The sequence below is a fragment of the Photobacterium sp. GB-1 genome (assembly GCF_003026165.1).
Classification (GTDB): domain Bacteria; phylum Pseudomonadota; class Gammaproteobacteria; order Enterobacterales; family Vibrionaceae; genus Photobacterium.
In genome coordinates this window covers 1-12470 of record NZ_PYOB01000003.1, presented here as the reverse complement: position 1 = coordinate 12470, position 12470 = coordinate 1, and the positions used below count along the sequence as shown (strand labels likewise).

Sequence of the window (12470 nt, the reverse complement as noted above, 5' to 3'; positions counted from 1 at the left end):
TTTGTAAAACACTCACATACCATAAGAAATAAATAACCAAAAAACCACTATTATTAAAACATTGAATACCACAAGTTATTCACAGAACGCTAATTCTATTATCGGTTACTGTATATTGTTTTTTTATCAGCATAAGGATATTAATCTCAGTGTTAATTACGCTGCCTTAGTTTCTCTTCCCCTCGCCAAAAACTTAACAATGACTATCTTCGTCTTCATATTCGATTCACGTTTGTCATTTCTTTGTGATACTCGCTTTGCCCTTGTTCAAGTCTATTTACAGCCCTCGACACCTCGTTTATCGTCTGCAATAAAACAACAGTCAATTACATAATTATGAAGAAATATGGACTTATAGGCGCAGTAGCACTAATTACGATTTGCTGCTTTTATTACAATAAATCCGAACAACCGACGGCTAATATTGCGCATTTTTCTAAGCAAGAAAAAACACAGCAATCAAATTTAGAACTTGATATAAACCAAACCATTCTAGAGCAGGCAAAAAAGTGTATTAATAAAACACCAACAAGAAAAAACTTTCATTGCCCGATTGATATCAATACTGCTGAAATCGCAATAAATGGAAAACTCAACATTATGCGAACAGGTAACCATTACGAGATTCATACCACAGATTTTGTTTATAACGATAAAGCAAGAAAAATACAGACCTCAGTCACCACCGAAGATCAGGGCTTTTATCAAATTAACGATGCATTACAAATTGTGAACTTTCGCCTGACTTTTCAACAAGGTGATAAACATTGGTATAGTGAATCAACCAAGCCATTTACGTTTTCAGAGTCATCAGATAATACGATCAAAATTGTAAAAGGCTCCGCAAGAAACTATGGTTGTAACAACTCCTATTTTGATTGGCACTCAAACAATCAGAAGGTGTTAAACGCCTAATATCAAGCAACCCAATTGTTCCCCCGATTGGGTTGCTTGATGCCTTAACTATTAATCATAACAATGGGTTTTATCGCTACGTTTCTGTTGGGTAGTTAAGATGCGACAGAGTCGTTCGGTGATCACAATGAGCTAGCTATGAAAGCTAGCTCGTTTGTGGACAGAAATGAGTTTCGCGAAAACTTACATTAGCAATGTCATGAATAACTATAGGTATGGCAAATAGCAAAAATGGCATGCATGACACACCAGATGATGTAGCGCCCCCTCTGCCTTACGAACACCGAACTCGCCTTGAGAAAAGCATCAAGGCTGCCCCCCTCTAGAGCATATCGCACAATTTACTTATACAGAGGCTCGGGCTTGTTCAACACTTGGGATTTAACGTTGGCTACGCAACACTTAATCCTTACTTGTTATGTGTGTGCTAAAAGCCCAACAGATCTTTTAATGAAAAACCATCAAGCGTGTTTGGGGTTAACATGCCTGTAGCAATTAACACTAAAAACACTGCGATAGTCAGAAACACAGGAGTTTTTAACCATACAATAAAGACATATATATACGTCCTTTATAGCGTTCCAGTCTTTCAATATGTCGACTCTTAGCCAAACTAAAAGCTAGTATTAGGTAAGAAAGAAGTGAGATCGTAGCGATTTCATCAGTAGCTTTGGAAACTGAAGTGCCCCAATACCCGCGGTAAAAAACAGCGTGCTAAACGCTTTGTCCATGTAGTTATACCTACCACAGGGCGGGATTCAACTTTGGCTAAATATCAACCAAAGATCATTTTTGAGCGATATTCGCCAGACCAACCTGATTTTCTACGTTTGGCAGCTAAGCTATCTTTGTCACTCTCATCTAGCTTTATCGTGTTCAAAGCAGCACGATTAAATGACACCAAGCGAGAAAGCAACAGCCCAACAAGTATCATACCCAAACCGATATTTACGGAGTAAAGTAGCGTTTTATTTTGAAGTGTAAACTCTTCAATTATTAAAGTCCAAAATCCATTAATTATAAGCAAGATAGTAATAAACTGTCGGAGCTATATTCCTTCTTGCCTTTATTTTCACAAGTTTTGTTAGGTTCTGGTTCTCTGCGCGTATCTATAGTATTCAATATTATTATCCTCACTTTTTAGTTATTGTTTTATTCGACTCTTAAGCAAGTGAACTGATTTGGTTGTATGGCGATTACTTCAATGTTCTCGGTTCGCCACACATAGACGAGAAATAGTAGCGAAGAAGAAACCAAGCCGCTACTCTAGCAAAAACAATGCCGCTCACCTTAAGTGAACAGCATTAGAGTTACCACTCCTGTCTTGATTGGCTTTTTAAAAATGTCTATAGGTGACGCTAGAAGGAATATTATTCCGTGATATTAAAGCCAAGTTTATGAACAAGGCGCAACATAATTTAAATGTATCTTGTTAGCTTGTGAATCATTCAGGCAAAAAATATGGCGCGAGCATATAGTCTTTGCACGAATAGCTAACATTATTGTCATTTGGTATACTTTTTCCTGTATAAGCCAAAGAACTCTCGGAGTTGGTCTGAATACCTAGAGTTAAGTGCAATGAGTGTGTATCAGAAGTAAATGGGGTATGGACATAACCTTTAGGAATATAAAGAATATCACCTTCATGAACAAATTCATCAATAATAGGTTGACCTTTAGCTATCTCATTAACTCTCTTGTCTAAATCTAAAGATTCTAATAGAGACTCTTGAGTGTCGTCAAAAGCCCTCCCCCAAACAAGCCATCTCTTCTTTCCCGAACACTGTATTAAAAGGGTTGCATGTGGGTCTGCATGTATTTGAACACCTTGGGTGTCACTCGGTGCTAAATACGCATTGGCTTGGACGGTGTAAGGAAACAATTCCTCGATAACTTTGTTTTTAAGTGCCGCAACAGCTGGAAACCTACGGTCAATGTGCTTCATGATTATAGAGCTACCATTTAAAAACTCCTGTAAAATAATAGAGGAGTCAAAATATCCAAGTTCTCTTTGTTGAAAAGGCACATCAGTCAGCTGACTATATTTTTCTTTGTGTTAGATATTGCTATATACGGTAGCCTTGCTCCATCAACTGAAATAAAGTCATCTATATCATTTACAGATATTATATTTTTAAACTCACTACCACCACCTTTTATTATACAAGGGTTAGATGGTAGGCCGTGACTATCAGTATTTCTGTTTAAAAGGATATCAATTATTTTTTTCATTCTCTTGTCCTTTAACTTGATTTATAACATCAGTGGAAAATGTAAAAGCATTGTAAAAAAAATAAGCAAGAATCGAAAATGAAATACAGAAATAAACGTTTTGAACGTTATTAGTTAAATCGTACTTATACATATAAGATATAATTAGAATTGAAATTGGATTTAAAAATAGGCTCCAAAAAGTCAATGATGATAGATACATGGACTTTTTGTCTTTCGGTATGTTATTTACACGAATAGTAGTTATGTTTATAACAATTAATGGTAGCCCAAGCCCCCCTAAAAACAACATTGCAGGTGCCATATAAACGTTATCTCCAGAACCAAACGACAGCATAAGAGCTAATAAAAATAACCCAATAAGAATTGCTTGCTTATCAGGAATTTTGTTTGAAATAAATTTGTTAGCAATGAATACCCCTAATCCGAAAAGCATATCTAACAAAACAACAAACTCAGGAATTGGATAAATTCCATTTGCAGCATTGTGTGGTAATGAAACCATGAAAAATGGAGTCATAAGTAAATTAATCACAGCTAAGGTGGGAATAAAGACCTTTTCGTATTTTATTGATAATGAGTTGAACAAACTCGTAAAAGTATCGCTAAACTTTACCCTGTCAAGTGATTTTACATTAGGTATATTTATTAATGCATACTCTTTTATAAAAAAAGCAATACTTAGAAGAACAGTACTTATTATGACCGTATTTAAGCTACCAAAAGATATAGTAGTTAGCATTCCTATTATCGGAGATAGAAATATTTTATAAGACGCAAAAATAGATCCAACCCTGAATGCAACTTTAGACCTACTACCATACCTGTCATGCAGTAAAGATGTTGTGTTTGTTGGGAGTATACTCACTACACCACCTAACAATAAACATGTAACTACTGATACAATCATTTGCAAAGTTGATTCAAGAACAATCAAGGCAGTTAACGCAAGTAAGCAACAAATAAAAGCGGAAATGTAACAATAGTTATATACCGTTTTTCTTCCAAATTTATCGGGTAAATATGAACTAAATGGCATTAAATATATCTCAAAAGTCCTAAATGCCATGTATGTAATACCACTTAATATAGTATCATCAGATAAGTAAAACCACAGAAATGAGAATATTATCGCATCGACTGATATCCTAAGCATCATATTACTCAAAAAAAAGGCATACACATTTTTCTTCATTTTATAAAAGAACATTCGTGAGTTCCTGTTTTCAAGTTTATGTGCTCAGCGCAAGCCTTAGCTCTAATGCCTGATTTACAAATAAAGGCAGCACCTATGAATTCCTTCGGGTCATCATTATTCATAATTTTTGTTCATTTGGTTTGATTTGTTTTGCATATTCAATCTTCAGTATTGTTAAAAAATGTAATTGAAATTTAATTTACTGTAAATAAATTAAATCTTAGAGAAACTATAGGCAACAAAATGTAACTTCAGACTATAACAACAATTGCAGCGACTTTAATAACGCAGTGTGATTCACGTCATGAAATTAGCTTACTTTGTGTTCAGAAAGCACTAAATATCATTACGTTATATTATTCGTGAGTGTTCTGCTCTTGCAAAGTTCATTATGGGGTGGTTAATTATTGAACAGCATGGTTAAGGTTATAATTATTTCGGATGAAAAACATACAATAGTACTTAACATACGAAGAACAATGTTAATTGATTACCGACGAGAAAAGTTACTTCAAGTTATGAAGAGCATTGACCGCATTTGAAGTTAAAAGAACAATCCGTAAAGAGCATATTGTCTATCTCAACGATAGTCAGCATTCAATCGATGATGATCGATGTTTAGTGATTCAAGAGGCAGTGGCACTGAGCAGTGATAATGACACCCTCTATCAAAGCTTACGAGGTACCATTTATTTCGGGCTGCTGGGCTTAGATATCACTAAAGATGATTAGTAGATAATTCGCCAGTGTAAAAGCCACGTTCAAAGACGTACTCAATAAACCGGCACCAAGGATAAATGGATACTGTTTGTCAGATTCTTCCCGATATAGATCTTGCCGTTTGGGTATGTGATTTTGTAGATAACCTTGCTATTACTATCAATATTGATCTTCAACTAAGCTGGCTACTCATAAGCTTCTAACATTAGAAAATGTTGGTCAATATGAACATCGTCGTTTGGTGAGGAGCATCTACTCTACGTTTTGGGGCAATTCCGAGTTAGATGAATTAGTAATTCATTGTGAATTACTAATTCATAATGTCGAAAGACATCTTCAGCATGACGAATGTTGCTGTATCTCTCCTCTTTAACTTCAATTCGCAAGAAACCGAGATTACCAAGGAAACACACCTTCTTTACTTACAGCCACCAAAAAGCCAGCGAGTAACAAGCAAAATAGTTATTACACATTTAGATGTGCTAACCACCTAATACACTCTTTATTTTTGCCATAATAATTGCGTCTTATTGATTTTTTATACTAAAAATAACAATGACATATTGATGATAATTATTTAATTTTATTTATACTTAACATGTATAAACTCCATTATTTTGCATTGTTCAATTATCAATAAACAACGTAAATATAATCATACATAACAGAAGGGATACGAATGTTTAATTTTCCAAAAATACTGAAATGGGTATTTAGCTTGGCTTTACTGCTCCAACTGACCGGCTGCGGTATTAATACAATTCCCATGCTCGATGAACAAGTAAATGCAGACTGGGCACAAGTTGAAAATAATTACCAACGTCGCGCTGATTTGATCCCGAACCTTGTCGCAACGGTGAAAGGCTACGCTAGCCATGAAAAAGACACATTAACTGCCGTTACAGAAGCGCGTGCAAAAGTCTCTTCAATGCAGGTTACTCCTGAAACAATAGATAACCCTGAAGCATTTAAAAAGTATGAAGCAGCCCAAGGACAATTAAGCAGTGCGCTATCTCGTTTAATGGTTGTGTCTGAGCGTTATCCTGATTTAAAAGCTAATGAGCAATTTATTACACTGCAAGCGCAACTTGAAGGCACAGAAAACCGTATTGCCGTTGCTCGTCGTGATTACATTAATAGCGTTAAAGCCTTTAATACAGAAATTCGTACTTTCCCAGGTCGTTTCTGGCATTGGATCATGTATAGCGATTTAACGGTTAAACCAAACTTCTCAGCGACGACACCCAATGCTGATGTAGCACCTAAGGTAGCATTCTAATGATTAAAAAAGTCCTGTATTTTACCGGACTCTTGTTGCTAGTTAGCCAAGTTTGCTTTGCACAACCCACCTTCCCAAAACTCACGGGACGTGTGGTGGATGATGCGCATATCCTTAATGCTTCGCAAATCAAACAACTAGAGCAACTGCTTGCGAATGAAGAGAAACAATCTTCAAACCAAGTCGTTGTTGTTACCATTCCATCAACAGATGGGATCCCTATTGCCGATTACGGGTATCAACTCGGTCGTAAATGGGGTATTGGCAATAAAGAGCATGACAACGGTGTGCTATTAATTGTTGCCTATAACGACAAGAAAATCCGGATTGAAGTCGGTTATGGCTTAGAAGGCGCACTGCCAGATGCGACAGCTATTAGTATTATCAACCACGAAATAAAACCTGAGTTTAAATCAGGCCAATTTGCCAAAGGGATTGAAAATGGCGTATTAGCGATCCTTGGGGCAATTAAAGGTGAATATAAGCCTGTGGTTCAAGAAGAAAAACCGTCTTATGATCTTTACCTATTCATACTCTTTGTCATCGTGATTCAAATTATCGCCTTTAGCCGACGTAGAAGTCATCGTTCACAGTATTATCGTCGTAATGGTGATGTATTCACCAGTGGTGGTTTTGGTTCGGGAAATTCCCCTCGCTCTGGCGGAAATGGTGGCGGCTTTGGCGGAGGCAGCAGTGGTGGAGGTTTTAGTGGCGGCGGTGGTGGCTTTGGTGGCGGCGGCGCATCAGGAGGATGGTAAATATGAAGTTATTTACTAATGAACAACTAGAAACAATCAGCCAAGCAATTGGTGAAATTGAAAAAACAACCGATGCTGAATTAATGACTGTTGTGGCGACTAAAGCCGACGACTATTATTTTGTACCGACATTATGGGCTGCAATTATTGCGTTATTTATTCCCGCCCTACTCAATTTCTTACCTTTTTGGTTAGAGTTAAACGACGTTCTATTATGTCAGTTAGTCGGCTTTATCGCGTTTACCTTGTTATTTAGGATCCCTGCGATTAAATATCGTCTGGTGCCAAAAGCAGTGAAACATCGTCGTGCTAGTCTTGTGGCAAGAGAGCAATTTCTCGCCAATGGTATTCATCGCACCAAACAGCATTTAGGCGTGATGATTTTTGTGTGTGAAGCCGAACATTACGTTGAAATATTAACGGACTTCGGTATTAGTGAACAAATCAGTGATGAAGCATGGGGCTCTATTGTTGCTGATTTCACAACCAATGTTCGCGCAGGAAAAACCTATGAAGGCTTTCTGCAGTGCTTAGAGCAATCAAGCAAGTTACTGGCTAATGCTTATCCATTAACTGAAAATAAAAATGAGTTACCTAATTGCTTAGTCGTGATTAGTTAATCTCAAATACCACACCCCAAAGGCGCTCACTGAGCGCCTTTTTTTATCACTATACTTTATGGAAAAATGAATATTGTTGATGAAAAAGCATATCCATTTTCTGCGCGGAGGTATTTATCATATCTGTCGCTTCAGCAAAGTGGTATTGCTCGTCAGCAGGATGAGATAACACAATATCGTCAATGGTTACCTTCATCTTATTTTGATATTGAGAATGGTAGGTCACTTCTGTGGTTAGCTCAATGTTCACATTCGTATCAAAATAGGTCGTTTCTAATCGCATTTTTTCATGTGCAGGTAGCGTTTCATTGGCTTCTTTTACCATTTGACTCAGCTTTTGCTTCACATCCGTTGTTATCTGATCTGTGTCCGTCATGATCCTCAAGATGGGCATCTTATTATCTGCATCTGTAATCGTAACTGTCGTCGTTAACTGTTCATCGTAAACGTCACCTAACCTAACTTCACCACTTGGTTCGTTAAGAATATTTTGTGAGGTCAGCAACGGGTAAAAAGATTGTCCGCCTATCACGATAGCACCAACAACAATTCCTAAAACTATAATCCATGTGCTCTTCATAAAAAGACATACTATCAATTAGTTATATTTCTTATATTAGTCTCTAGCAAAGCTCATTTCGTGAGTGAAATCACGTTATTTCGTTTTTATGAACCACAACTGACTATATGATCAAAAAATACATGGTTTATCTTGTAAATTTACAATAAAACCAATGCGTTAGCTTTTTTCCATATAATTAAAATCTTCAATTACAATTATCTCTGTTTCATATAAGAAAAAATAGCAGCTACGATATTACTTTTTATCTTAATTCTTCGATTTTAATTCTAAGGATTGAAAAATAGAGAAATACCCCAAGATATAGGATGTAAGCAGAGCATAATAAAACTATAAATGCATTCTTATCGCGTTTATTCATGCCTAAATCTGTCTTAAAAAATAACAAAAATACAACACCTTATGGTAATCGTTGTATCCTATTTTAAATTTTCTTTTATGCTCAATGAAAAGAAAATACTTGGAAGGACATTATTGTGAATACAAAAACAACAAACGTGGTTCATGCGTCTTCATTTAAAGCGCCAGTCGCAAAGAAAGTACCACATGAAATGACCATCCATAATGATACACGTACTGATAATTACTATTGGATGCGTGATGATAAACGCTGTGATCCTGAGATCATTGCGCATCTTAACGCTGAAAATGCTTACACCGATGCTGTAATGGCGCATACAGAAGCATTACAACAGCAGCTATTTGAAGAAATTAAAGGCCGTATTGTAAAAGATGATAATTCAGTCCCTGTAAAACAAGGCAATTACTTCTATTCCAGCGAAGTAACGGGTGATAATGAATATCCTGTTTCAGTTCGAGCAGACGATTTTGCAGGAACGAATAAAACCGTATTGCTTGATATTAACGAACTGGCTAAAAATCACGAGTATTACAATGTATCAAGCCTAAGTGTAAGCCAAGATGAAAATTTACTGGCTTATGGTGAAGATACTGTTAGCCGTCGTATTTACACCATCAAAGTAAAAAACCTGACTACGGGTGAATACCTTGCTGATGAAATCACAGGCGCCAGTGGATCTATTGCGTGGCAGAACGATAACAAAGCGTTTTATTACATCAAGAAAGATCCGCAAACCTTATTGGGGTATCAAGTATTCCGTCACCAATTAGGTACAAACCAGACTGAAGACGTGTTGATTTTTGAAGAAAAAGATCAAACGTTTTATACCTCGATAGGTAAAAGTAAAGATAACGAATTGGTGTATATTTGGCATTCAAGCACTGAAACCAGTGCTGTTTCTATTATCGATGCTAACGATCCAAACGCTACGGCAAAACCATTCTTAGCGCGTGAAGAAGGCTTAGAGTACAGTATTTCGAAACTTGGGCAGCAATTTTACGTGTTGACCAATTATAAGGCTGTTAACTTCCGCTTAATGAAAGTTGATACCGATCAAATCGGTGATAAGTCAAAATGGCAAGATGTAATAGCACCTGCTGAAGGTGTGATGCTAGAAGATTACGAATTATTTGATAACTACCTTGTATATCAGCAACGTTCAAATGGTTTAACCCATGTGACTGTACGTCAATTAGATACCAATGAAGAGCGTGAATTACACTTTAATGATGAAGCATTCACCGCTTTCTTCTATGGCAATAAAGAACTTAATACCAATAAGCTCCGCCTTTACTATTCAAGTATGACAACGCCAGCATCTCACTTTGATATCAACCTTGATAACAGTGAGTTCGACCTTTTAAAACAGGCTGAAGTACTAGGCGATTTTGAAGCAAGTAACTATCAATCAGAGCGATTAATGATCAACGCTCGTGACGGTAAACAGGTACCTGTTTCTTTGGTTTACCGTAAAGATTTATTTAAAAAAGATGGCACCAATCCGCTTTACCAATATGGTTACGGTTCTTATGGTTCAACCATTGATCCTAGTTTTTCATCATCACGTTTAAGCTTGCTTGATCGTGGTTTTGTCTATGCTATCGCGCATATTCGCGGCTCTGAAATGCTAGGTCGCCCTTGGTATGAAGATGGAAAGAAACTCACCAAGCAAAACACCTTCAATGATTTTATTGATGTAACAAAAGCACTTATCGAACAAGGTTACGGTGCGAAATATAAAATCTTTGCTGTTGGTGGCTCTGCAGGCGGTTTGTTAATGGGCGCTATTGCTAACCAAGCGCCTGAATTATATTGCGGTATTGCAGCGCAAGTGCCATTTGTTGATGTGGTAACGACCATGCTGGATGAGTCTATTCCATTAACGACAAACGAATATGACGAATGGGGCAACCCTAATCAGAAAGAGTATTACGAGTACATGTTAAGTTACTCGCCATACGATAATGTGGGTCAGCACGACTACCCAAACATGCTTGTGACAACAGGGCTACATGATTCACAAGTGCAATATTTTGAGCCAATGAAATGGGTAGCAAAACTGCGTGAGATGAAGACAGACAACAATCGTTTACTGTTTAAAACCGATATGGAAGCTGGTCACGGCGGTGCATCAGGTCGTTTTAAAGCACTCCACGAAGATGCATTGGAATATGCTTTCTTCATCGACCTTTTAAACGAAAAAATGACTAAATGAAAAGTCACTAATCTAAGCAAATAGGTATCATCGCATTAATATTATGGCGTGTTCGCGAGTGAAATAATCACCGAACACGCCATATTCTTTGCATTAATGTAAATAAGCTTAAGATTGAGTGTTCATGTCACGATTCCCTATCTCACCCTACTCACTACCTCTCACCTAACTCAATGCAGGGCTAAACTTCGTCCACCCCATCAGTAACAAACAAGCAAAGAAAGCCCAAACTAATGCTGCCAATGATAGTGTCCAAACTAATTCATATTTATAACTAAAGTAATAAACAGCAATGAGATATGCCGCATAAGGGATTAGCGAATACAGTCCAAATAATGCCGTCATACGCAAATCTGCCATGGTGCGCTCTGTGCCAATAATATAGTGGGCAATTAAGGCAAAGGTGGGGAATAAAGGCACTAAACCGGAGATATAAAAGCTCTTACTTTTAGAAAGTAACGCAATGAGCAAAACGGCAAAAGCCCCTAACAAACACTTGAAAAATAGCGCTACCATCGATGATCTTCCTTTATCAGATCGCAGTGATCACTTATTAGATAGCAGCAATTTACCTTAAAATTCTAAACAAGAGTTAATAGAAAAATGTTACACCTTATTAACTGTTTAAATACGCTTTGCACGCAATGCTTGAGCAATACAGAACTTAGCCACCAACTTATGAAAAGGTTTAATGAACGCCATGTATAAACGTCCAGATCGTGTTTTTAAATTCACCAATGTTGAAACCGCATATTCTTTTTCAGAGAGCTTCAACACGGATAACCACATATCCATATTTTTATCATAAGCTGCTGCAACTACCTCCGCTTCCGATACCGACTCAAATACAAGAAAACCAGCTTGCTTACCTGTGGCTATTTGTTCTTTCGGTAACGACATTTCCGTTGCGCCCGCTGAAAACCCCAGCCAACCCATGATCTTATTTCTTATTTTCATTGCAATAATCACAGGCTTTGGTAAATGGGCAAAAATAGCATAATACACATCAATGGCATTTAAGTGCTGTTGGCTAATATTGACCGAAAAGGAATCACGATAATATCGTCCTTTTTCATTGCCTAAGATCCCTGTTGAACTCGGAAAAGTGATTTCTTTGATCATTGTAAGCTCTCCCTAATGAATGTATCTCTACATTAGCAATGTATTCCATTTCCAGATACTTTAGATTAGTAGTGCGAGCGCACATTCCTAAATGATATTCACAATTAGCCTACATCATCGTAATTACACTTGTTCACCTTGGTCCTTTTATCCCGTCCTAACACTTAAATAAACTGTTTTTTCTTGGCAGCATGGGAATACTCTTAAGTCATATTGGATTGCTGCACCTTTTAATGAAGTATTAACTGCTCCACACTTTCGTGCTGTCATGATTTACCTACACATATATTACAAGCAGGATGAATGTATAGCTCTCTCTTCATCACTCATTTCGAATTCAAACTGTAGTGGTCAACAAATACTAGCCACGGTTTTAGAGGTTAACCAATATAATCGTTCTGATTCATTCGGTGTTAATCCGCCATTATATTGATGTGGTCGTAATTGGCTGTAATAACCAATAATATATC

At 37.0% G+C, this 12470-nt stretch carries 12 protein-coding genes and 1 pseudogene; 6 read left to right on the top strand and 7 right to left on the bottom strand.

Going from position 1 to position 12470, the window contains the following annotated elements:
• The first annotated feature begins 336 nt into the window (after positions 1-336).
• Positions 337-915 carry a hypothetical protein gene (locus C9J45_RS04340; protein WP_107292196.1) on the top strand — a complete coding sequence of 193 codons (579 nt, stop codon included), beginning with the start codon at positions 337-339 and terminating at the stop codon, positions 913-915.
• A gap of 775 nt (positions 916-1690) precedes the next feature.
• On the opposite strand, the pseudogene C9J45_RS04335 reads toward C9J45_RS04340, so the two are convergent.
• The 4 genes and pseudogenes from C9J45_RS04335 to C9J45_RS04320 form a co-directional block, all read right to left on the bottom strand.
• Positions 1691-1813: pseudogene (locus tag C9J45_RS04335) on the bottom strand (ISAs1 family transposase); the annotation flags it as partial.
• Positions 1814-2359: 546 nt separating this feature from the next.
• Positions 2360-2941 carry a JmjC domain-containing protein gene (locus C9J45_RS04330; RefSeq protein ID WP_146144318.1) on the bottom strand — a complete coding sequence of 194 codons (582 nt, stop codon included), beginning with the start codon at positions 2939-2941 and terminating at the stop codon, positions 2360-2362.
• Positions 2942-2946: 5 nt separating this feature from the next.
• The gene (locus C9J45_RS04325) at positions 2947-3147 is read right to left on the bottom strand and encodes a hypothetical protein (protein ID WP_107291231.1); all 201 of its coding nucleotides are present in this window, start codon (positions 3145-3147) and stop codon (positions 2947-2949) included.
• Positions 3131-4357 carry a hypothetical protein gene (locus tag C9J45_RS04320; protein WP_107292194.1) on the bottom strand — a complete coding sequence of 409 codons (1227 nt, stop codon included), beginning with the start codon at positions 4355-4357 and terminating at the stop codon, positions 3131-3133. Before C9J45_RS04320 ends, C9J45_RS04325 begins: the two co-directional genes overlap by 17 nt.
• Before the next feature lie 516 nt (positions 4358-4873).
• Between C9J45_RS04320 and C9J45_RS04315 the strand changes: the two genes are divergently transcribed.
• From C9J45_RS04315 to C9J45_RS04300, 4 genes are all read left to right on the top strand, one after another.
• Entirely contained in the window at positions 4874-5077 is a 204-nt protein-coding gene (locus C9J45_RS04315) for a hypothetical protein (RefSeq protein WP_107206832.1), read from the top strand.
• 667 nt (positions 5078-5744) lie between these two features.
• The gene (locus C9J45_RS04310; protein WP_107261633.1) at positions 5745-6344 is read left to right on the top strand and encodes a LemA family protein; all 600 of its coding nucleotides are present in this window, start codon (positions 5745-5747) and stop codon (positions 6342-6344) included.
• Positions 6344-7102: a YgcG family protein gene (locus C9J45_RS04305; RefSeq protein WP_107261631.1), complete on the top strand. Its 759-nt coding sequence runs from the start codon at positions 6344-6346 to the stop codon at positions 7100-7102. The genes C9J45_RS04310 and C9J45_RS04305 overlap by 1 nt, the downstream gene beginning before the upstream one ends.
• Positions 7103-7104: 2 nt before the next feature.
• Entirely contained in the window at positions 7105-7722 is a 618-nt protein-coding gene (locus C9J45_RS04300) for a TPM domain-containing protein (protein ID WP_107291229.1), read from the top strand.
• 49 nt (positions 7723-7771) lie between these two features.
• Here the strand turns inward: C9J45_RS04300 and C9J45_RS04295 are convergent, their stop codons facing one another.
• Positions 7772-8302 carry a hypothetical protein gene (locus C9J45_RS04295; RefSeq protein WP_107292193.1) on the bottom strand — a complete coding sequence of 177 codons (531 nt, stop codon included), beginning with the start codon at positions 8300-8302 and terminating at the stop codon, positions 7772-7774.
• A gap of 476 nt (positions 8303-8778) precedes the next feature.
• On the opposite strand from C9J45_RS04295, the gene C9J45_RS04290 reads away from it, so the two are divergent.
• Positions 8779-10878, top strand: a complete 2100-nt coding sequence (locus tag C9J45_RS04290; protein ID WP_107292192.1) for a S9 family peptidase — start codon at positions 8779-8781, stop codon at positions 10876-10878.
• A 165-nt stretch (positions 10879-11043) separates the two neighbouring features.
• Here C9J45_RS04290 and C9J45_RS04285 read toward each other — a convergent pair whose 3' ends face one another.
• Positions 11044-11394 carry a GlpM family protein gene (locus C9J45_RS04285; RefSeq protein ID WP_107291227.1) on the bottom strand — a complete coding sequence of 117 codons (351 nt, stop codon included), beginning with the start codon at positions 11392-11394 and terminating at the stop codon, positions 11044-11046.
• Between the two features lie 108 nt (positions 11395-11502).
• Positions 11503-12000 (bottom strand): DUF2867 domain-containing protein, encoded by a 498-nt coding sequence (locus tag C9J45_RS04280; protein ID WP_107259724.1) that lies wholly within the window; start codon positions 11998-12000, stop codon positions 11503-11505.
• Positions 12001-12470 lie beyond the last annotated feature (470 nt).

Coding starts and splice junctions, on each gene's coding strand:
- C9J45_RS04340 (WP_107292196.1), top strand. CDS start 337: ATGAAGAAATATGGACTTATAGGCGCAGTAGCACTAATTACGATTTGC.
- C9J45_RS04325 (WP_107291231.1), bottom strand. CDS start 3,147: ATGAAAAAAATAATTGATATCCTTTTAAACAGAAATACTGATAGTCAC.
- C9J45_RS04305 (WP_107261631.1), top strand. CDS start 6,344: ATGATTAAAAAAGTCCTGTATTTTACCGGACTCTTGTTGCTAGTTAGC.
- C9J45_RS04300 (WP_107291229.1), top strand. CDS start 7,105: ATGAAGTTATTTACTAATGAACAACTAGAAACAATCAGCCAAGCAATT.
- C9J45_RS04280 (WP_107259724.1), bottom strand. CDS start 12,000: ATGATCAAAGAAATCACTTTTCCGAGTTCAACAGGGATCTTAGGCAAT.
- C9J45_RS04285 (WP_107291227.1), bottom strand. CDS start 11,394: ATGGTAGCGCTATTTTTCAAGTGTTTGTTAGGGGCTTTTGCCGTTTTG.
- C9J45_RS04320 (WP_107292194.1), bottom strand. CDS start 4,357: ATGTTCTTTTATAAAATGAAGAAAAATGTGTATGCCTTTTTTTTGAGT.
- C9J45_RS04310 (WP_107261633.1), top strand. CDS start 5,745: ATGTTTAATTTTCCAAAAATACTGAAATGGGTATTTAGCTTGGCTTTA.
- C9J45_RS04295 (WP_107292193.1), bottom strand. CDS start 8,302: ATGAAGAGCACATGGATTATAGTTTTAGGAATTGTTGTTGGTGCTATC.